The 22,069-nt window shown below is 37.9% G+C and carries 20 protein-coding genes; 10 read left to right on the forward strand and 10 right to left on the reverse strand.

Going from position 1 to position 22,069, the window contains the following annotated elements; translation table 11 throughout:
- Positions 1-76: 76 nt before the first annotated feature.
- Together MHB58_RS06925 and MHB58_RS06930 are read right to left on the reverse strand one after the other, a co-directional pair.
- A complete protein-coding gene (locus tag MHB58_RS06925; RefSeq protein ID WP_340734893.1) occupies positions 77-802 on the reverse strand; it encodes a metal-binding protein ZinT in 726 nt (241 codons plus the stop codon).
- Between the two features lie 95 nt (positions 803-897).
- On the reverse strand, positions 898-1,908 hold the full coding sequence (locus MHB58_RS06930) for a DUF2332 domain-containing protein (protein ID WP_340734894.1): 1,011 nt from the start codon (positions 1,906-1,908) through the stop codon (positions 898-900).
- A 111-nt stretch (positions 1,909-2,019) separates the two neighbouring features.
- Between MHB58_RS06930 and MHB58_RS06935 the strand changes: the two genes are divergently transcribed.
- A complete protein-coding gene (locus MHB58_RS06935) occupies positions 2,020-2,904 on the forward strand; it encodes a LysR family transcriptional regulator (RefSeq protein WP_065217187.1) in 885 nt (294 codons plus the stop codon).
- An 18-nt stretch (positions 2,905-2,922) separates the two neighbouring features.
- Positions 2,923-3,129: a hypothetical protein gene (locus tag MHB58_RS06940; RefSeq protein WP_065217186.1), complete on the forward strand. Its 207-nt coding sequence runs from the start codon at positions 2,923-2,925 to the stop codon at positions 3,127-3,129.
- 31 nt (positions 3,130-3,160) lie between these two features.
- On the opposite strand, the gene MHB58_RS06945 is transcribed toward MHB58_RS06940, so the two are convergent.
- Positions 3,161-3,622 (reverse strand): DUF2691 family protein, encoded by a 462-nt coding sequence (locus MHB58_RS06945; protein WP_340734895.1) that lies wholly within the window; start codon positions 3,620-3,622, stop codon positions 3,161-3,163.
- Positions 3,623-3,955: 333 nt separating this feature from the next.
- Here MHB58_RS06945 and MHB58_RS06950 point away from each other — a divergent pair, with 333 nt between their 5' ends.
- From MHB58_RS06950 to MHB58_RS06970, 5 genes are all read left to right on the forward strand, one after another.
- A complete protein-coding gene (locus MHB58_RS06950) occupies positions 3,956-7,567 on the forward strand; it encodes a dynamin family protein (protein WP_340734896.1) in 3,612 nt (1,203 codons plus the stop codon).
- Positions 7,568-7,581: 14 nt separating this feature from the next.
- On the forward strand, positions 7,582-8,382 hold the full coding sequence (locus tag MHB58_RS06955) for a sulfurtransferase (protein ID WP_065217184.1): 801 nt from the start codon (positions 7,582-7,584) through the stop codon (positions 8,380-8,382).
- A 143-nt stretch (positions 8,383-8,525) separates the two neighbouring features.
- Positions 8,526-9,332, forward strand: a complete 807-nt coding sequence (locus MHB58_RS06960) for an MBL fold metallo-hydrolase (protein ID WP_340734897.1) — start codon at positions 8,526-8,528, stop codon at positions 9,330-9,332.
- A gap of 391 nt (positions 9,333-9,723) precedes the next feature.
- Complete coding sequence (locus MHB58_RS06965) at positions 9,724-10,344, forward strand: DUF47 domain-containing protein (RefSeq protein ID WP_008404805.1); 621 nt, start codon at positions 9,724-9,726, stop codon at positions 10,342-10,344.
- A gap of 17 nt (positions 10,345-10,361) precedes the next feature.
- Entirely contained in the window at positions 10,362-11,378 is a 1,017-nt protein-coding gene (locus MHB58_RS06970) for an inorganic phosphate transporter (protein WP_008404804.1), read from the forward strand.
- Here MHB58_RS06970 and MHB58_RS06975 read toward each other — a convergent pair.
- Together MHB58_RS06975 and MHB58_RS06980 are read right to left on the reverse strand one after the other, a co-directional pair.
- The gene (locus MHB58_RS06975) at positions 11,358-11,600 is read right to left on the reverse strand and encodes a hypothetical protein (protein WP_340734898.1); all 243 of its coding nucleotides are present in this window, start codon (positions 11,598-11,600) and stop codon (positions 11,358-11,360) included. The two genes, MHB58_RS06970 and MHB58_RS06975, sit on opposite strands and share 21 nt — an antisense overlap.
- Before the next feature lie 74 nt (positions 11,601-11,674).
- Positions 11,675-12,490, reverse strand: a complete 816-nt coding sequence (locus MHB58_RS06980; protein WP_340734899.1) for a S1C family serine protease — start codon at positions 12,488-12,490, stop codon at positions 11,675-11,677.
- A 390-nt stretch (positions 12,491-12,880) separates the two neighbouring features.
- Between MHB58_RS06980 and MHB58_RS06985 the strand changes: the two genes are divergently transcribed.
- On the forward strand, positions 12,881-14,095 hold the full coding sequence (locus MHB58_RS06985; protein WP_340734900.1) for an NAD(P)-dependent malic enzyme: 1,215 nt from the start codon (positions 12,881-12,883) through the stop codon (positions 14,093-14,095).
- A 103-nt stretch (positions 14,096-14,198) separates the two neighbouring features.
- Here the strand turns inward: MHB58_RS06985 and pepF are convergent, their stop codons facing one another.
- Positions 14,199-16,004 (reverse strand): oligoendopeptidase F, encoded by a 1,806-nt coding sequence (pepF, locus tag MHB58_RS06990; protein WP_340734901.1) that lies wholly within the window; start codon positions 16,002-16,004, stop codon positions 14,199-14,201.
- 155 nt (positions 16,005-16,159) lie between these two features.
- On the opposite strand from pepF, the gene MHB58_RS06995 reads away from it, so the two are divergent.
- Together MHB58_RS06995 and MHB58_RS07000 are read left to right on the forward strand one after the other, a co-directional pair.
- Positions 16,160-17,020 (forward strand): patatin-like phospholipase family protein, encoded by an 861-nt coding sequence (locus MHB58_RS06995; RefSeq protein WP_041865898.1) that lies wholly within the window; start codon positions 16,160-16,162, stop codon positions 17,018-17,020.
- 172 nt (positions 17,021-17,192) lie between these two features.
- On the forward strand, positions 17,193-18,332 hold the full coding sequence (locus MHB58_RS07000; protein ID WP_008404798.1) for a cation:proton antiporter: 1,140 nt from the start codon (positions 17,193-17,195) through the stop codon (positions 18,330-18,332).
- Positions 18,333-18,462: 130 nt separating this feature from the next.
- Here the strand turns inward: MHB58_RS07000 and MHB58_RS07005 are convergent, their stop codons facing one another.
- From MHB58_RS07005 to MHB58_RS07020, 4 genes are all read right to left on the reverse strand, one after another.
- Positions 18,463-19,176 carry a DUF2812 domain-containing protein gene (locus tag MHB58_RS07005; RefSeq protein WP_340734902.1) on the reverse strand — a complete coding sequence of 238 codons (714 nt, stop codon included), beginning with the start codon at positions 19,174-19,176 and terminating at the stop codon, positions 18,463-18,465.
- Positions 19,173-19,487: a PadR family transcriptional regulator gene (locus tag MHB58_RS07010; RefSeq protein WP_014824262.1), complete on the reverse strand. Its 315-nt coding sequence runs from the start codon at positions 19,485-19,487 to the stop codon at positions 19,173-19,175. The genes MHB58_RS07005 and MHB58_RS07010 overlap by 4 nt, the downstream gene beginning before the upstream one ends.
- 194 nt (positions 19,488-19,681) lie before the next feature.
- Positions 19,682-21,064 carry a Na+/H+ antiporter NhaC gene (gene nhaC / locus MHB58_RS07015; protein ID WP_065217180.1) on the reverse strand — a complete coding sequence of 461 codons (1,383 nt, stop codon included), beginning with the start codon at positions 21,062-21,064 and terminating at the stop codon, positions 19,682-19,684.
- Positions 21,065-21,231: 167 nt separating this feature from the next.
- Positions 21,232-21,918 (reverse strand): phosphoribosylaminoimidazolesuccinocarboxamide synthase, encoded by a 687-nt coding sequence (locus MHB58_RS07020; protein ID WP_340734903.1) that lies wholly within the window; start codon positions 21,916-21,918, stop codon positions 21,232-21,234.
- Positions 21,919-22,069: the final 151 nt, after the last annotated feature.

A 22,069-nucleotide genomic window follows, 5' to 3' on the forward strand; every position in this document is an offset into this window, starting at 1 on the left:
ATTTAAAAAATTATTGAAAACAACCATTTCCTCAAAGGGCAAATGGTTGTTTTTTGCTGATTTCTAATGAACTATATTAGTGGGCTATCATCTCGTGTGCAATCTCATGGCCATCCAATTGCGAAGGGTAATAGGTAGGCCAATTCGTTACTTCCTTTAATAAGGCTTCACGGTCATCACCCCAGTAGATGTGGTAATGCCCCGATTTTTGAGGCGCAATAATATGATCACTGAACTGAATATAAGCAGGTACTCCTTTTTCATCTCCCACATGTTTAAAAATAAACCGGACTCCGCGATTACCTTTTTCATACGTTAAAATTTCAAATCCATCATATTTATATTCTCCTTTGTGGGCGTGACCGTGATCATAAAATGTAACAAAATTATCCTCTATTACAATACGGTCGGTAGTTGTTTTATAGCCTATTTCATAATAATTTTTAAACTCCTCAAAGCTTTTGCTGCTATCCTGGGAAGCCTTATGTTCAAATACTTCATCTAATGTGCCATCCTGCAAATAAGGATAGACCGATTGCCAGTCACCGGCCCAATCGCTTAATGGACGATCTTGTACTTGTTCATCTTCGAAATAGCCGTTGTAAATTTCTTTTTGTTCCTCGTCGGATTCATGCTGATGTTCATGGTCATGCTCGTGTTCTTGTTGATTTTCATGTTCTTTTACAGCTTCTCCCTTTACTTCAATAGAAGCCGTATTTTCCTTTTCGTCGGAACTTTCTGCACAACCTACCAGCATGAAGCTAAATGCCAGCATACTTAACCAATTTAATTTCCTTTTCATAACTTACCTCCTAAATAGTAACTGTTACGATTTATAATATTATATAGTTGACCCTTGCTTGTCAATGGTAATCGTAATAATTACTATTTAAGGTTTTAATTCCAGCTGAAAAACTTCCCATGCCCGTCTGTATCTTTTAGTGATTTGACGGATTGAATTACACCACCGGCAATGTAATCCACATGTAAATCAGCATCATCCATATTGTTATAAATGTGATAAATGCTTTGAATATGGCTTAGTTGCTGCAGCATTGTCAGCAATTCCGTTTTTAATTTTGCGGGAAACTGATTTGCCACATGTGTGTGGAAAATAATAATCTGGCTACCTTTAAATTCATGAGTATCAAATAAAGGGGGAATAAGCTCTCTAAAATCACCAGTTAGTAAAAGCTTTGAATATTGCCGGTGAATCGCACTTGCTTTCTCTAAATTTTCTTTCCGTATAATTTGTTCAGGCCAAATTAAACTTTTCAGCCATAAATATTCTTCGGAATCTTGTAAATCTATAATATTTAAATCGATTCCAATGCGGTATAAAATGTCCAAGTTTTTTACAGAAGTTATAGAAGTGCCGTAGTTTTTAGCAAAAAGAGTGAGAGGGCTATTTTCATTACCAAATGAGATCGGCGGTTCTTGTTCGATTTCATACCGATACCCGTCTAAATTAAGCAAAAGTCCTGCACTTGTACCGATTTCCAATAATGTTAACGGAAGTTCCACTTCTTCGGCTATTTCCGAGAAAATCGGGAAAAGATAGCTGGCCCGCTGTACTTCGTTTGTTTGAACGGATTTTGTATGAAACAACTGCAACAGTTCATCTGAATGTGTTAAACAGAAATCGATGAGTAATTGAAAGCTTGCTTCCAAATCCACTTCGAAAGGACTTTCGAATATTCGTTTCAAAGGGGTTTCTTTTTGTACTGATAAATACTGCACAGACCCAAAAAATAAATTAGGCTTTGGCTGCGTCTCCGGAATATGCATAATGAGATTTAATAGTTGCTCATTTGTCATAATCCTTTTACACCAATATTCGTAAAGTTGACTATTGTTTTTTGCTTCATGGCTGGCGAAACGTCCGAAAGCGGCGACTAGTTTTTCCATTTGAAACACCTCATTTCGTGTATTGCTTACAGTGTATAATAGACTTACAATTAACGGAATTAATGAATTTTAATGTATTTGATTATTAATCTTAATAAGAGGGTGATGAACATGGATATCAAGTGGCTAAAAACATTTATAGCAGTTGTCGAAGAAGGGAGCTTTCGAGCAGCAGCAGAAAAACTGTTTATTTCTCAACCAAGTATCACTGTACATATGAAGTTATTGGAGGAGCATTTACGGGTTCAATTGTTTCACCGGGAACATACAAAGGTTAAGGTATCTGCAATTGGTGAAAAATATTATCCTATGGCCAAAAAACTTGTGGCTCAAATAGAAGCGAGTACAAAAGAAATTCACCTTGAATCACTAAATCCGGCTGTTCCATTAATAATTTCAGTTTCACCCGCCTTGCTGTATACGAATCTATTAGATCGAATATATGATTTTATTGAATTGCATCAACAATACATTGTAGAAATTGTTATGGAAGATCAGGTACAGTTAGAAAGTGCAATAAAAGGACAACAAATAGATGTAGCACTAGGTTTACACAAATTTATTTCTAAAGAGTTTCATTCGGAGCGTATTGACCGTTCACCATTAAGACTGGTATATTCTTCTAAATTACAGCTTATGGAAAAGCAGTTGGATTTACAGCTTAAAGCACTTTTTAATGAGCATCCGCTTTATATAGGTTATTTAAATGAACATATTCCTGTAGTTGAATGGTTAAATAACGAGTACGAGATAAAGAAATTCAACAAAATAAAGGATGTTATTTTTGCTATAAAATTAATTAAGGAAGGTTTAGGTATCGGGCTATTGCCTGAAAGTTTAATTTCAGAGGAAATTGAAGCGGATTTATTAAGGGTAGTGGATATAGGTCCGATCGGGACTATTAATCCAGTTGATATTTATATGAGCCACTTAAGAAATTCTATTAAAATTATTCCTTTGACGAGTTTTATCCGAAATAGTTTACTGGAAAATTGAGGAGAGGGGGAGCATAGTTTGTTTTTTAAAAAAATGACAGACATTGAAAAAAGAAATAGTAAAAAAGCTGCGCAGTTTGGATTTTTCTTTTATTCGGTTACCCTACTTGCACATTCTATCTATTCATACATAAACAATGCTGTTTTAAATAGTTCATTTTATATTTTAATGGCGGGACTGGTCATCTTTTTTATTTGTGAATTTATATTTAATAAAAAAAGGTAAAACAATAGAAATTATGGCTTCACATATTTATTTAAAATGAGGTCAATGTTGTACGAAGGTCATTCTCATCCGTAATGTACACTATATTTTCGTACCTATTCTGAACCGCTTTTATGTAAATCCGTTCAGTTACATGTTGATCTTTTATATAGATCATTACATAGGCACTATCAACAATTAAAAGAACGATTTCACACTGGCAATTAAGGAACTCTTCATATGTAGCAATGTCCTGCACATGTAATTTATCTTTAAATGCTTTTAAGTCTGCAAATAGTACATAATAGTCTTTTACGGAAATTCGGTTATACAGTTCTTCACCGGTATATGTATAAGGCTGCGGGAACATGGCTTCATCCAACTGATTATTTTCAATATAATATGCTTCTTCGGCTTCTGATTTCCAAAAGTAAGCCCTTATGTCGATAGCTTCTAAAATTTCATATAAATATCGGCCATGCTGGTTCGGTATCTCAAAGGATAAACCTCTCATTGCTTCGTCATCTCCTACTTCTCAATTGTTTAAATAAGTCCCCATTTGCTGCTCCAATCTTTTTATTTTCTCATTATACTGATATTATGTTGGGTAATGATGAGTTTTTGTGATTTTTAATAAAACGGACATGATGATGCGTTTAATTGAGTATAATAACCTGGTTATTCCGAAATAGCAATTCAATTAAGGAAAAGTCAATATTTAACGAAAATATGCACAAAACAATAATTTTAAAAAAATACTAGCCGATTTTATTGACTGGGCATGGTACTATAGAAATGTGACGAATTTAAGGCAAAAAGATATAAATTGATATAAAGGGGTCGTAATATGACGATGTTTGACGAGAAAATTCAGGGATTGTTACAGCAATCGGCATTACAATACATAATTTATAAAGAAAATGAAGATACAGAACGAATTGAAAAGCTCCATCTGTTTGCACGAAAGCTTTTACAAAAGGAATTTGTCATCGGTTTTGCCGGTCACTTTTCCGCGGGTAAATCGAGTATGATCAATGCGCTGTCGGGGGAAAACATTTTAGCGACAAGCCCAATTCCGACAAGTGCGAACATTGTTAAAGTGCACAAATCGGATGAAGATTTTGCGATTCTTTATTTGCATAATGAAAAGCCGGTAAAGTTTGAAGCGGGCTATGATATTAAACAAGTAAAAGAATTGAGCAAAAACGGCGAATTGGTATCACAAATTGAAATCGGACATAGTACTTCAAGCTTGCCTGAAGGGGTAACTGTTATGGATACTCCGGGTGTTGATTCAACGGACGATGCACATGCGATGAGTACGGAGTCTGCCTTGCATATTGCCGATATGGTGTTCTACACAATGGACTACAATCATGTGCAATCTGAGCTGAACTTCCAATTTACAAAACAGTTGATGAAATACAATCCGAATGTGTATTTAATCGTCAATCAAATTGACAAGCACCGTGAAGCGGAACTTTCGTTTGAAGATTTCAAGCAATCAGTTCATAACTCATTTGCGGCATGGGGTGTTTACCCGAAAAATATTTTCTTTACATCATTACGTGAAAAAGAGCTTCCGAACAATGATTTTGATCAAGTGAAAAAAATCGTTATGGATTCGATGAATGACTGGCAGGAACAGCTGATTTTAACAGCAGAAAATACACTGACAAAGCTGCAGCACGAGCATGAAGCGTATTTGGAAGAGGAGAAGCAAGACCGCTTCACAACATATGCTGAACTCGTTTCTGAAGATGACTGGCAGCACCGTGATGATATATTAGAGCAATATGAAAAACTGACGCGTCAAACAGAACTTTTCTCGTTTGATGTATTTGATATGCAGTTTGATGAAAAACGTAAAGACTTGCTTGCAAATGCTGCAATTATGCCGGCGGATGTCCGTGATAAACTGCGTGCCTATTTAGAAAGTCAACAAGCTGACTTTAAAGTAGGCGGACTGTTTACTGCGAAAAAGAAAACAGCGGAAGAGAAAGCACGTCGTCAGGAAGATGCATATGCAGGCTTTAACCATGTTGTCCAATCACAAATTACAGGTCATATTAAAGCATTGATGAAGCAAGCGTTAAAAGATGTCGGTGCATTGAATGACGAACGGGCAGCAAGTATTGATAAGAAGGAATTTAATTTCCCATTCTCGATTATTGAGGAACAAGTTCAAAAAAGCGCGGTTATTACAGGAGATGCGGTACTAAACTTTGCGAATCGAGTTTCTGAGGCGACAAAACGATACTTTGTCCAAACAACAGATGCATGGAAACTTGAACAAAAAGAAACATTGGAGCAAGTAGCGCGTGAAGCGGCAGCGCCTGTTAAACTGAAAATTAATGCAATGTCCGAAAAAGTGAATGCGCTTCAGCATATTATGCAAATCGAGAAATTCCAGGTGTTCAACAACACATTAATGAAACAAGTTTCCAATGAAATTCGCGCAGAATCCAAAATTTATTTGGAAAATTGGAAGCGTGAACATGAGCAGGCATTGAAAGATATTCGTCCCTTTGATGAATCGATGCTGCAGTTAAAAAATCAGGAAACAGAAATTGCTGCTGAACAAACAGAGGAAAAAGTGGGAACAGGATTAAATGTTGACACGGTAACCGAAAAAGCATTGAAAACAGCGCATATTATTAAAGATGTACAAGGCTTTAAAGAAGTATCGAGCTTCTTGACAAAAAAAGTGGAACGTCTGCAAAAACGTGACTTTACGATTGCCTTATTCGGTGCATTCAGTGCGGGTAAATCAAGCTTTTCGAATGCTTTGATGGGAGAGCGTGTATTACCTGTATCACCAAACCCGACGACAGCGGCAATAAATAAAATTCGTCCTGTCACACCGGAACATCCGCATGAAACAGCAGATGTTCATCTGAAAAATGAAGCACAGCTACTTGAAGATATTCAAGGCTCATATGCAGCAATTGGCATCCAAGTATCATCTTTAAAAGAAGCGTATGATCGTGCAGAAGAAGGATTGGCTGTTCCATTAACAGATGAGCGCCTGAATGTTCATAAATCCTTTATCCGTGCTTATTCGGAAGGTTATGAAACATTCATTACAAAACTTGGAACGACATTACGGGTTAACCGTCATGATTTTGAAAAATACGTGGCCCAGGAAAACCGTTCTTGTTTCGTAGACAATATTGATTTCTACTTTGATTCACCACTTACGCGTATGGGTGTAACGTTAGTAGATACACCAGGTGCGGACTCGATCAACGCACGCCATACAGGTGTAGCGTTCGATTACATTCGAAATGCCGATGCCATTCTTTTCATAACATACTACAACCATGCATTTGCAAAAGCGGACCGTGAGTTCTTGATCCAATTAGGTCGTGTTAAAGATGCGTTTGAACTGGATAAAATGTTCTTTATCGTGAATGCCATTGACTTAGCTTCGACAATGGAAGAAGAGGAAGAAGTAAAAGGCTATGTTCGTTCAGAACTTCAACGCTTCGGTATCCGTTTCCCGAGACTTTACGGAGTATCGAGTTTACTGGCGTTAAAAGAAAAGCAGGAGCAGCTCGAACATCAGTCGGGTATGGCACCATTTGAAGATGCATTCCACCACTTCCTAAATGACGAACTGATGGGTATTGCGGTTCAGGCATTACAGGAAGAAGTGGATAAAACAGAAGCACGCCTGAATGATTTAATTACACAAACAGAAGAAAACTTGAAACGTAAAGATGAACGACTTGAAGAATTGGCTCATTTGGAAAAGCTAGTACGTTCCAAATTCCAGACAACCCAAACAGCGATGATTGAAAGTGAGACAAAGCAAGAACTGGATGAACTGTTATATTACGTACTGCAACGTGTGTACTACCGCTATCCGGACTTCTACCGTGAAAGCTACAATCCGTCCACTTTTGCGCAAATGCCGGCACAGCAAGCATTGCAAACTGCATTAAAAGAAGTGCTGCAGGCGTTAAGCTTCGACTTCGCTCAGGAGTTGCGGGTAACGAATTTCCGTTTAGCACAATTTGTCGAGAAGAAAATGAAAGAACTGTTCAAAGAGGAAGCGCGTGAATTAAAAGAACTAAACCCAAGCTTCGCGTTTTTAAGCTATGAATCAAAAGAACCTGAAATTTTGGATTTTACAGGTCCATTTTCAGATCCAGCACCATATGAAGTGGTAAAATCCCACTTTAAAAATGTAAAAGCATTCTTTGAAAAGAATGAAAAAGAGCAATTGCGTGATGCGCTGGAGCAACTAACAAAACCAAATGCGCAAAACTATCTGGATATGGAAAAAGCTAAAATAATGGAGTGGGCAGCAAGCCATATCGCCATTGAAGCAGAAGGATTGCGCCAGCATATGCTTGAACAGGCAGTCGAGCAGATTGAGACAGAACGTTTATTACTTCAGGAAGAAAGTCGCTTAGCTGTTTGGAAGGATATTTACGCGCAACTACAAGCGTAAGGAGGATCTTTTTAATGACGAATATTTTTGTGACCGCAAATCGAATGGAAAGAACAGGTCGGTTGATCGATACAAGATTTGATATGAGCAATGTAGAGTCAGGCAGAAAGATGTATGAAGAGGGCCATATTGAAGGGGCGATATACTGGGATTTAAATACCGATCTGTCGGATTTATCGAAACAAGAAGGCCGACATCCGCTTCCTGAGAAGGAGCAGCTTCAGGCTTTGTTTGAAAAGCACGGTTTAAATTACAATGATGCCATCTATATTTACGATCAAGGGGCGGCAGCAAGTGCAACACGCGCCTGGTGGATATTGCATTATGCAGGCTTCAAACATGCCTATGTCGTTAATGGCGGTTTTGAAGCACTGAAGGAAGCAGGATTCCCTGTAACGACAGAAGTACCTGTATTTAAGGAAAGTAAGCTTGATATACAGTGGAATGATGATATTTTATTAAAACGTCAGGATATTATGCATATTATTGAAGGCAAGCGAAAAGCGACATTAATTGATGCCCGCGCACCGGAGCGTTACCGTGGTGAAACAGAGCCGTTTGATAAAGTGGCAGGACATATCCCAACAGCAAAAAACTATGATTGGGAACAGTTGCGTAATGGCTCTGAATTGGTAATTACGTCTTCTCTCCTCAAGGAAGTTCCAAAAGATGAGGAAGTAGTTGTGTACTGCGGGTCAGGTGTTACTGCTACACCGGTATATACAGTATTAAAGGAAGCAGGCTATCAAAATATAAAAATTTATATGGCAGGCTATAGTGATTGGGTACATCATCACTCTGTCGAAAAAGGTTGACACTGCTTAACAGGCCGTTATGTAAACAAGTTTTACATAACGGCTTTTTGTCGTACAAAAATTTAACAAAGAGTTGGGTCTAATTTCTAATATTTGTGATAAAGTGGTATTGTAGAAAAATAACGGTCAAAGGAGTGAGAAATGTGTTATTTAAGAAAAAAATAGAGCTGAGCGAAAAGAACGGCGTGAAAATGATCAATGGATCTGTCCAGTTTCAAGCGGTTTATTTAAATGTACATTGTTTTGAAGTGGACGGTATCCTAATTGATACAGGTTCTGCATCGCTTCTTAAGCAGTTTAAGCCCTTTTTTGAACAGATGGACGTTGACCGGATTATGTTGACTCATTATCATGAAGATCACTCCGGAGGCGCTCATTTTTTACAAAAAGCATATAAATTGCCGATATTTATGCATCCACTCAACATAGAAGAATGTAGGAAGAAGGCAAGCTATCCTTTATATCGTAAGCTTTTCTGGGGGGCAAGGCTGCCGTTTCTTGCACAGCCTGTCGGAGATTCTTTTTCATCTAGAACGACGAATTGGAAAGTGATTGAAACTCCCGGGCATACAGAAGACCATGTTGCCTATTTGAATGAATCGACAGGTCAACTCTTTACAGGTGATCTGTATGTGACACCGAAAACAAAAGTCGTCCTGCGTGAAGAAAGTATTCCTCATATTATCCGATCGCTGGAGAAAGTATTAACGTATGATTTTCTTGAAGTGTATTGTAATCATGCGGGATATATCGAAAACGGAAGAGATGCTTTAATGCGAAAACTTCATTACTTAAAAGAGCTAAGTTATAAAATAGAAATGATGAACGAAGAAGGCTTGACCACTTCTGAAATTACAGCACAGCTTTTCAGTAAAAAGTATCCGATTACAAAACTGTCTTTAGGTGAATGGGACGCAGCTCATATCGTATCTTCTGTCCTAAACAAATAAGGAAATAGGATCATCGTCTAGTAAGTAGAAACTTACTAGGCTTTTTTTAATGAAAATTGAGGGTGAAAAAATAACTTTTATGAAACTTAAAATTTACATTAGCTTTACAATTAACATGACATAAAATTGGGTACTGAAGAATAAAAGTGAAATTTTATTAGCAATGCTGTCGAAAGTGCCGGAAAAAGGCACTATATTAATAAATTTCGGTTAGTTTCAGAATATTTCATTAAATATCGACTGAATTTAACCGGATATGTTAAAAAAGTTATGTTTCACAATTGTAAAGCTTTTGTAAATAACATAAATTAATGTTGAAGATATTGAAAAATCGGTGTTATGATAACCTAGGTTTTAATTTACAAACTTCATTTTAGGAGGATTTTATTCGATGTTCAACTCAAAAAAACCAGATCCATTTTTTGAAGGATTATTAAATATTGCAAAAAATGTACAACAAGGTGCCAACTATGCAAAAGAATCGACAATTACTACAGTATCAGAACTGAAACAAATTCAGATTAAAATGAAATCATATGAAACAGCGGGAGACAAGCTGATCCATGAATTAATCGTTAAATTAAACGATTCGTTTATGACTCCTATTGAGCGTGAAGATATTTTATCATTAGCCATTAAATTGGATGATATTCTGGATGGCATCGAAAATACAATTGCCCACTTTGAAATGTACTCATTTACAGAAGTAAATCAGTATATGCGCGACTTCGTAGACTATATCGCTAAATCATCAGATGAAGCTGTAAAGGCGATGGAATTATTAAATAAAAAAGACTTAATCGGTATGCGTCAACATGCCATCCTGATTAAGGACTATGAGCGTGAATGTGATGAAATTTTCCGTAAATCCATTACTGAACTATTTCAGATTGAGAAAGATCCAATTCGCTTAATTATCTTTAAAGATTTATATGAGCAGTTAGAAGAAATTGCAGACTACTGCCAAAATGTAGCGAATACAATCGAATCAATTATTATGCGAAATGCATAATGAAAAAGGAGTAAATTATGGATACGTTATTAATCATTACCGTACTCGTTGTCATCTTTGCGCTGGCATTCGACTTTATTAACGGTTTCCATGATACAGCGAATGCAATCGCCACATCTGTATCGACACGTGCATTAAAACCTCGTGTAGCTGTTCTGTTAGCGGCAGTGATGAACTTCGTAGGTGCGATGACGTTCGTAGGTGTAGCAAAAGCTGTAGCATCTGGAATTGTGGACCCATTCTCTTTAAACGCATTTGAAGGGGATACAACAGGGTCTGTAGTAATATTGGCAGCATTATGTTCTGCCATCACATGGAACTTATTAACTTGGTATTTCGGTATTCCATCAAGTTCTTCCCATACACTGATCGGCTCAATTGCTGGTGCAGCAGTTGCCTCTGCAGGTATGAATATTTTAAACTATGAAGGCTTCTTTAAAATTTTACAGGCGTTAATTATATCGCCGATTTTAGCATTGACTCTTGGTTTTATCGTCATGAAACTATTCAAATTTATTTTCCACCGTTCACCATTATATGGGACAACGAAAGCATTCCGATTAACGCAAATCGGTACGGCGGCGTTACAATCGTTTACACATGGTACGAACGATGCTCAAAAAGCGATGGGTATTATTACAATGGCTTTAATCGCAGCAAACTGGCAATCGACTGATGAAGTTCAGGATTGGGTACGTTTTGCCTGCGCACTGGCGATGGGTCTAGGAACGTCAGTAGGCGGATATAAAATCATTAAAACAGTCGGCGGTAAAATTATGAAAATCCGTCCGGTTAACGGGGTAGCGGCTGACTTAACTTCTGCATCAATTATTTTTGGTGCAACAGTCATCGCATTACCAGTTTCGACAACACATGTAATTTCTTCTGCAATTATGGGTGTTGGTGCAGCTCAACGTGTGAAAGGTGTTAAATGGGGAATGGCGCGTAAAATTGTAATCACGTGGTTTATCACATTGCCAATTTCCGCATTAATGGCCGCATTATTCTACTTCTTAATTAGCCTCATTTTCTAATTTTAAAACGGCGCTCAATGATTGAAATTGAGCAGCCGTTTTTTGCTGTTTTGGTGAGGTGGCATTTTCTAATAAACTTGCAGGAGGTTCTAATATAGAGCGAAAAGTTCTAATATAACACGGAGTTTCTAATAAAAGGAACGTTTGTTCTAATATGAGCGATTGATCTTCTAATAAACGATATGAAAGTTCTAAAATAGTATCCAACTCTTCTAATATCATTCACAAAAGTTCTAATATACTGAACTGCCCCACGATGGTTCCGAAACCTTTAAGCTGAGCGATCGACTCTCTTATCACTTCAAATAAGTGTGAAATAGCTCATGCACATTTTCAATCGGGATAAACAATCCGACTTTCCCGTGACCCTCACGAGTACCTGTTGCAAACACAACGCCGATTACATGTCCGTTTTCATTGATGACCGGGCTACCGCTGTTTCCGCGATAAACAGGAGCATCCATCATAATGATGTCGGGCTGGATGTCAGCAGCAGTCGTATAGCCAATAACCGTTCCTTTATTTGCAATCCCGCTAAATGCAAGCGGATTGCCGATAAAATAGACAGGCTCATTTTTACGGAATTCGCTCGATGGGGAAAGTGACAGAAATGGCAAGTTTTCCGCATCCACTTTCAACAGTGCTAGATCATATTCTTCATATGATTCAACTATTTCAGCTTTATAGAGTGAGTCATCAGGAAAGACAACGGTAATCGTCAATGCATCCTCAATGACATGATCATTCGTAATTATGTAGCCATTATCCGATACCGCAAATCCTGTTCCTTTTCCGGAGTCGGTATCAATTGTGACAACAGATTGTTTATATGTTTGGATATTTTCCTGATTTGATAATTGTGCCGATACTTTTAAAAATTCGATGGCAGGAATGGAATACACATTGAAAATCACAGCAAACGTGCTAAAAGCTAATGTTAAAGCCATCAGCCATACTACAATCCGAACAAATGATTTTTGCTTTTTCGGTTTTTTAGGCTGTGGGTTTAACCGTTCCTCTCGTGCTTTTGCAAGCGCCTTTTCCTGTTCTTCTAAAACAAGTTCCAAAAATTCTTCTTCTGTCAGTTCCTCGGTATGTGTTTTTTCTGTCATTGTGTTCCCTCCGTTATGTATAAGTGTAACAAATGTACGCGGAAATGGAGACAAAAAGTGCTGTTCAAAATTTTTTTTTGGAAAGTTTGTGAAGTGTTTCATATTACTAAATTGAAAATACTTCGTGCAATTCATCACATACTTCACCTTGATAAAGCGCGGTTTTGAAAATGACAGCCCTTACATTTATTTTTCCGAAATAATTGATTGTGTTTAAAATCACAAGTTAAACAAGCGCTTGTTAATCGCTATAAACGTTGTTATATCAATGATTATAGAGTGTTTTAAGAACTTATTATAAATTTCAAAAGCTATCGTTGACAAAATAAAAAGTAGAGGTTAACATTCGTAATTACAAAGGACTTCAAAAATTAGAAGGGGATGGTAATTATGGATTTAATGAAAAAGTCGCTTGAAATGCACGAACATTTTGGAGGGAAAATGGAAATTCGTGCAAAAGTTCCGGTTCAGGATAAATATGATTTGAGTTTAGCTTATTCACCGGGTGTCGCTGCCCCTTGTCTTGCAATTGAGCAGAATCCTTCAACGGTGTATGACTATACGATGAAAGGGAATTTAGTAGCGGTTATTACAGACGGAACCGCGGTTTTAGGATTAGGGGATATTGGACCGGAAGCTGCCTTACCGGTAATGGAAGGGAAGGCGTTATTATTAAAGCGCTTTGCAAATGTTGATGCGGTGCCGGTATGCTTAAATACTAAAAACGTAGACGAGATTGTCAATATTGTAAAAGCGATTTCCCCGACATATGGTGCGATCAACTTGGAGGATATTTCAGCGCCGCGCTGTTTTGAAATTGAAGACCGACTGCGTGCTGAATGTTCAATTCCTGTATTTCATGATGACCAGCACGGAACAGCAATTGTCGTAGGGGCAGGTTTAATTAATGCGGTGAAACTTGTGAAAAAAGACGTCGCGAATTTAAAGGTTGTCATAAACGGAGCTGGAGCTGCAGGTATTGCGATTCTCCGTATCCTAATTCAGATGGGTTATACAAATGTCGTAATGTGTGACACGAAGGGCATTATTTATGAAGGCCGTCCTGAAGGTATGAATCCGGTGAAAGAACAGGTCGCTAATTTATCGAATCCGGATCAATTACGCGGCACTTTAGATGATGCATTAATAGGGGCAGATGTTTTTATCGGGGTTTCGGCAGCAAATATTTTAACGGAAAAGCATATTAAATCGATGGCTATAGATCCAATTGTCTTTGCATTGGCAAATCCGGATCCTGAAATAACGCCGGAAAATGCGAAAAAGTGGGGCGTGAAAATTATCGGTACCGGCCGTTCTGACCATGCTAACCAAGTGAATAATATGTTAGCTTTCCCTGGTATTTTCCGTGGTGCATTGGATGTAAGAGCAACGGATATAAATGAATCGATGAAGCTGGCGGCAGTTGAGGCTATTGCTTCGCTTGTAACGGACGAAGAGCTGAATGAAGATTTCATTATCCCAAGTTCGATGGACGAACGGGTTGCAGGAGTAGTTGCGAAAGCGGTTGGATCAGCTGCAATCGAATCAGGGGTATCTGAATTGTTCCAGCAAGAGGATTTTATCAACACTTCGGTAGCCATCTAAAAAGGATGTGCTTGAAAGTAAATTCAGCACACCCTGCAATCTAATATAGTGAGGACGAACAATCAGTGGGATGTAGATAATCTCCACTGATTGTAGGATCACGCTAAACTGTTTGAAGCTCAGAAGTCAGTTGCTCCAATTGCGTAATTAAATCACCGATAAATGCGATTGTGTCACGTAATGGCTGTTCAGTCGTAATATCGACACCGGCCATTTGTGCAAGTTCAACAGGTGTTTTCGTGCCGCCTGCTTTTAATACATCGATCCACTGTTCAACAGCTGCTTCGTCACCGTTTAAAATCCGTTGTGAAACTTGAGTTGAAATAGTTAAACCTGCAGAGTACGTATATGGATATAAGCCCATATAGTAATGTGGCTGACGCATCCATGTCAATTCTGCGCCTTCAGTTACTTCAACTGTATCTCCCCAGAACTGCTCAAGCACCTCACGTTTTAATTCATTTAGTTTAGGTGCATTGACGCTTCCTCCAGCATCGATAATTTCATATACTTTGCGTTGGTAAGCTGCTTCAAGTAAATGTGTCACGAAATTATGGTAGTACGTACGGCTAATAATTGTTGAAATGACCCAACGTTTAAAGCGCGCATCAGTTGAATTTTTTAATAGGTGGTTTGCCATAAGCATTTCATTCATTGTTGATGGAGCTTCAATGAAATAAAGTGATGGTCTTGCATTAAAAATGTTTTGCTCTTCATTTGCCAAATAGAAATGACCGGCATGACCAAGTTCATGGGCTAAAACGAATACTTCATTCATTCGGCTTGTCCAAGAAATCAATACATACGGGTGTACACCATATGGGCTTGAACAGAATGCACCAGTTGATTTTCCGGCATTTTGTGCAAAATCGATCCAACGCTCATCAAAAGAACGATCGATCATATTCGTATAATGCTCGCCCATAATAGATAACCCGTCTTTCATATATTGACGAGATTCTTCCACCGTAATTTTCGGCTCATATGATGGGTCCAATGAAATTTTAAGATCCGCAAATGTCATTTTATCCAACTGATGTGTTTTTTGCAGAAGTTTCGCATAGCGACGCATATGTGGTGCCAGCTCATTCATAATTAAATCGATTTGACGGTTATACATCGAGCGGTCCACTTGCTGTGACTGTAATAATGAATCAAAAATATTGTCGTAGCCACGAAGGTCTGCATCCGTTTTTTCAATCGTCAAGTGTGAATTATATGTTTTGGCAGTCGTATGCTGATAGTCACGCAGTTTTTTTGAAAAGGCTTCAAATGCAGCGCGACGTTTATCCGTGTCTGTTTCAAGCTCCCAATCGCCTTCAAACAAGTTGTAGCTAAGCGGGAATGATTCACCATCTACTTCAAAATTCGGGAACTGCATATCGACTAATTTTGTTGTATTGTAAAGCTCATATGGCGCGTCAAATGTTGCACCGAATGCCGCTAGAGCTTTTTCCGCTTCGGGATGTAATTGATGCGGCTTTTGTACTAATAATTTATTAATAAAGTTAGCGTATTTCGGTTTTGTATTTTGTGCTTCTTTTAAAACGGCTTCGTCTAAGGCAAGCAAATCACTTTTTACAAATGATAGCTTGGTTGCAAGTTTTGCAGCGAAAGAACCGAAGCTAGCAGCACGCATCTGATTTTCGGTGCTCGTCTGATCAACACTATGTGAAAGACTCGCATATGTTCCAATGACCACCATCTTCTCCTGAATTTTTTCCGTTGCCTCAATTGCCTTAATCGCACCTTGTACATCTGTAATTGTCCCTGCGAGTTCAGCCGCAGTTTCCTCTACAAGTTGCCCTAACTCTTCGATTGCCGCTGTGTAGGCCTGTTCTGTAGCAAATAAATCTTCCAAATTCCAAGTTTCTTCAACCGGTACATCACTACGTTTCAACATTGACATAAGTAGCCTCCTAATATTACGATATTCGAAATAAATAATACCATATTTCTGAATATTTAGGAAGTAGCGAAAATTTGATTAAGAAATATTTTTTATATTATTTAAGGCATATAGTAAAATAGAGGAAAGATGGAAATAGGGGAAAGAGTGTGACGATGATGCATGAAGTAAAGGATTGTAGTTTAATACTTGAAGGCGGTACATTTCGAACAGTTTTCACAGCAGGAGTTTTAGATGCTCTAATGGAGGAACAAATAAAGATGCCGTATATTGCAGCGATTTCAGCGGGTGCCATTAACGCGGTGTCCTATATGTCAAATCAGCCTGAACGGACAATGCGTGTGTTAACGACGTATCGCAATGATCCACGCTATATGGGAGCGCGAAATTTCTTAAAAGAAAAAAGTCTTTTTGGATTGGATTTTGCCTATAATATTGTGCCGAATCAGCTTGATTTATTTGATTGGGATGCTTATTACAACTACCCGGGTGAGGTGGAGTTCGGATTAACGAATGCATATACCGGAAAGGTAGAGTATAAAAGTGCGCATAGTATGACAAAAACATGTGATATACTTCAGGCAACATGTGCGATTCCAATACTTTTTCCCGAGATTAAAATTGACAATGTTCCGTATTATGATGGGGGACTATCCGATTCGATTCCAATTAAACGTGCCATCGAAAAAGGATATAACAAGCATTTGCTAATTTTGACGAGGGAACCCGGCTATATAAAAAGTGCCTCGAAAACGAATCAGTGGGCAACGAAGCTTTTCCAAAAACGTTACCCAAGACTCGCGGCTGCAATGAGACATCGTGCGGATATGTATAATGAAACAATGCAATATATCGCTCAAAAAGAGACGGATCAGGAAGCATTCATTTTTAAGCCGGACCGCCCAATCAAAAGCTTTGAAAGCAAAGTCGATCAAATGAAAGCCAATTATGCGGTCGGCTATGAACAGGCACAAAAACAAATGCCTGAATTAAAGATGTTTTTGGGGATTGGATAAGGTAGAAATAAGAATACTAGCATAGTTTAATATAGAATATACTTGCAATAGCGAGGGTAATTATATTAAAATAAAGCTAAGAACATTAAATTAAATAATAAGTGCAAGACAAGGTGGAGCCATAGTCAACTATGGCACCGCCTTGTCTTTTTTGCATTGAAAGGGGAAATTTATGTTTATTTTACAAATTGCGTTAGTTTTATTTGCTACGAAGCTCGCTGGAAATCTTGCTGCAAGAATTGGGCAACCATCTGTACTGGGGAAAATAATTGTTGGTATTATTCTCGGTCCAGCCCTTCTTGGTTGGGTTCATGATACTGAACTGTTGACCGTATTTAGTCAAATAGGTGTTTTACTTTTAATGTTTTTAGCTGGTCTTGAAACGGATCTTCAGGAAATGAATAGAAACAAAAAAGCGGCGATTTATGTTGCTTTAGGTGGTATTATCCTGCCGATTATTTTAGGTTATGCAGGTTCACAGTATTACGGAATGTCTGTAGGAGAATCCATTTTTATTGGTTTATTACTTTCTGCTACATCTGTCAGTATTTCGGTACAGGCATTAAGAGAGCTTGGCTGGCTGAATAGTAAAGAAGGGTCAACATTACTCGGTGCGGCCGTATTGGATGATATTGTAGTCGTTATTTTAATCGCAATTGCGATGAGTTTCTTTGCCGGTTCTGATACAAATATCGGTGTATTGATCGGTAAGAAAGTATTATTCTTCGCCATCTTGATTGTGCTTGCAAAATGGTTTATCCCACACTTCATTAGAATATTTAAGAAATTTAAAGTTACAGAATCGATATTAAGCGCTGGCCTGATTATTTGTTTTGGCTTGTCATATTTTGCGGAATTCCTAGGTATAGCAGGTATTATTGGTGCTTTCTTTGCGGGGATTGCGATTGCACAAACAGAATTTAAAAATGAAATTGAGCATAAGGTTGAGCCGATTGCATACGGGATTTTTGTTCCATTCTTCTTTGTCAGTATCGGGTTAGCCGTTTCATTCGATGGAATTGGCGATCAAATCGGGTTTATCGTCGTGTTTTCCATTATAGCAGTCGTATCGAAATTTATCGGCTCTGGATTAGGTGCAAAATTAGCCGGATTCAATACGAAATCATCGATGGGTGTTGGTGCTGGAATGGTTTCGCGAGGCGAAGTTGCACTAATATTGGCTGCAATGGGACTTGAAGGTGGCTTGCTGCCGGCTAATTACTATACATCCATTATAATTGTAATTATCGTAACAACAATTGTGACACCACCTCTTTTAAAGGCAATTTTCGGGAAGCGAATTGCAGTTTAGTTTGTAGCATGCTGAAAACTTAGGAAAAAATGAAAAGCAGCAATTTTCTTTTGAGAAAATTGCTGCTTTTCTGCTCTGGGGAGCTTTATTCACTGGATTCTAGTTCTGTCTCAACCGATTCCTTAATATATTATGCTTTCCTGACTTTAATCAGATGATAAAGAGACATTAATAAGGAAATAAACGCTACAAAGACGGTTGCACCAATGACAGCAGCAGCTACAATCTGTACTGCTTTTAAGTCCGATTGTAACAATGCAAAAATCGCAATTAATACTGCGATAGCAGGGATCAACTTCGTAGCTATAACGAAACCGTTTTTGTTTTCTGCTTTCCATTGATTCCCGAATGCAGTCAGTGCAGTCCAGAGTAAAGGGATCGTAATTACGGTAAATAGAAGAGCTAATATAAAGGAAATTGTGTGAATGATGCCAAACGCTTGTTGTGTAATCATCCAAGAAATGATTGTACTCGGAACAAGTATCAACGAAGCAAGTTGTAATGGTTTTACTTGGTTTTTATACTTCTCAATCGTTGTATCACGGTCCGTGTAAATCGGCTTCGTGTTGGGAGCAGCACGAAATAAATGAATATCACCTGCAGAATCCACAAGTGACCAGCCTGCATCTTTGAAAAGTTCAAAGTATTCTTCATCCGTATTTTCCAGTGTTCGATAATCTATACTGTATACATAATCAGCACATTCACCTTTTTCAAGTGTGTAGCCTAAAAATGAAAAACTTCGGACATGCCAACCTTCAAGCGAAAGTTTATGCAATTTTTCCAAATCCTTTTGCTCAGAAAATGCTAATCCACCAGACATCATATACTTCGTTTTTGTCATACTTCATCCTCCATTCCTCTTTCAGCTAACTGAATCATCAGCTTTCTAATTGTTAACTCCTCTTTTAAAACGGTTTTGCCTTTTTGCGTCAGTAAATACACTTTACGCCTTGAATCCGTATCGTCGTATAAATAAATCCAATCATTTTGTAAAAGTTTTTTTATAATCGTGTACATTGAAGCTGGACCGATTGAAATATTCCCTTTTGATGTTTCTTCAATTAAATTCATAATCGCGTATCCGTGTTGGGGCGTTGTTAATGCGGCCATAATATGAAACATTGAATCGGTCAATTGCTCATTGTTTTTCACTATGTCACCTCCCGATATATCATAAAGTGATATATATGTCTGAAAACAATATATCACTTTATGATATATATGTCTGAAAACAATATATCACTTTATGATATATATGTAAACAGAATTATCGATTAATTTGATGGGGGAGTGGGAATGCGGGAAAATAAAAAGCCTGCTCGTTCTATAACGGAGCAGGCGATCTTTTAATTATTGCTGATTTTCGTAATCGTAATATTCAACCAGCCAAACAAAATCGTAATGACTGGACTTAACAGGCAAAAGAATGCGAACGGTAAATAGTCGATGACAGAAATATTCAATGTAGAAGCAATGAACAGACCGCACACGCTCCATGGAACGAGCGGATTGATGACAGTACCTGCATCCTCAATTGTACGGGCTAAATTTTTCGGATGAAGCTGAACGGCTTTGAATTTTTCCTTAAATGCTTCACCTGTTAATAACAGCGATAAATACTGTTCACCGATTGTAACGTTAATTCCGATTGCTGTAAAAGCTGTTCCCGTAATAACAGATCCGACCGATTTCAACTGGTTTTGAAGCGCCTGCAGCAATGTTTGGATAATACCAAGCGTAAATAGCAGTCCGCCCATAGAAAGGGACAGCACAATCAAAATAATCGTAAACAGCATACTGTTCATTCCGCCTCGAGTCAGTAATGAATCAATTGCGTCGACTCCTGTTTCCATTGAATAGCCGTTATATAAAATTGCAAACAGTTCGCTTAACGGGATCGTACTGTGGAAGTAAGATAACACAATACCGGAAATAGCACTTATCGCTAATGTAGCAAGGCTTGGTAATTTAAAGATCGTGCACACAATAAGAACGACAAGCGGAATGATTGCATACCAGTGAATTAGATTTGTTGCAAGCAGTGTTTCTTTAAAGCTTGTAATAAGCTCTGTGTCCATATGCTGGCTTTTGGGAGAAATCCAGGCATATACGATGAGCGAAATAATAAATGCCGGAATGGTCGTGAACATCATATTTCTAATATGCGTAAACAAGTCAATACCGGCAACAGTCGCCGCCAAGTTCGTCGTATCGGACAACGGTGACATTTTATCCCCGAAAAATGCTCCGGAAACAATCGCTCCTGCAGTAACCGCAAGCGAAGCGTCTATAGAACTCGCAACTCCTAGCATTGCAACACCAACTGTTGCAACGGTAGTAAGCGAACTGCCGATTGCTGTGCCGATAATGCTTGTAATAAGGAAGACAACCGCATAAAAAAAGCTCGCAGTAATGATTGAAAGACCTATATACAATAGTGTAGGAATTGTCCCGCTTATTAACCAACTGCTGATTAAAACACCGATCAACAGAAAAATATAAACTGCGCCGATACTTGTTGAAACAGAAGCAATCATACTTTGCTCCATGATTCGGTACGGTACTTTTCGCAGAACACCATACATGATCAGTATAATAATGGCTATGAAAATCGGAATATGCGGGACACTGCCGAGTTTCATAATGCTATAAGAGATGAGTGCAATAATAAATAAAATTAAAATAAGTGCTTCAAAAAAATGTGGTTTTACATGTTGTTTTGCATTCATGATGATTAGACCTCGCTATGTAGTTTCGCGCTTCAACGCGTTGAAGTACAAAAGTAAGTGTAGCATTTTATATAGAAAAAGGGAAGGGGGTAAAAATAAAAGGAACATACCGGATAGTCCGGAATGTCCCTATAGCGCTTGATGAAAAGCATTAAAAATATTTGAAATTATTCAGCAAGCATAATCTTTTCTAATTGTAATGGTTCAATATATGTATCACCTTGATATGCACGCATATTACCGCCTGAAATTTCATCGATCAGTAAAATATCACCTGTTTTTGCATCGCGGCCAAATTCCAATTTAATATCATAAAGCGTTAATCCTTTTTTCTCTAACTCAGCCGCAACAAATTTTGAAATTTCGATTGTGCGTTGTTTCAAAATTGCATATTCGTCATGAGTTAAAATACCAAGCATTGCGAGTGCATCTTCTGAAATAGGAGGATCGAGTCGTTCATCGTCTTTAATTGTTACTTCTACAAATGAATCCAAATCCTGACCTTCTGTTGCATAAGCACCATAGCGGCGTAAAAAAGAACCGACTGCTTTAAATCGGCAAATAACTTCCAAACCTTTTCCGAAAACAGTTGCTGGTTTAACCGTCATTGTCGCTTCATCAAAATTTGCCTCTACGTAATGTGTCGGTACATTTAATTGATTTAATTTAGAGTAAAAGAAGGAAGTAAGTTTTAACCCGGCAAGCCCGGCACCATCAATTGTTAAACCGACTGTATTTGCACCTGGATCAAAAACACCATTTTCTCCAGTTACATCATCTTTGAATTTTAATAAAAATAGTTCATTTTCTAGTTTAAATACATCTTTCGTTTTACCTGTATAAATTAATTCCACGTGAGATACCTCCAATAGTAATTTCAGATTTATTATAACACGAATGATTTTATATTAATAACATAAAAATGTTCGTATTTTGAAGAAAGACGTCTAACCTTATGGGAAGTGTGCCCCTTTGTTTACAATGTAATGGTAACATTTGTTATAC

Origin of the sequence: Solibacillus sp. FSL K6-1554 (genome assembly GCF_038005185.1) — a bacterium.
GTDB classification, from domain to species: Bacteria; Bacillota; Bacilli; order Bacillales_A; family Planococcaceae; genus Solibacillus; species Solibacillus silvestris.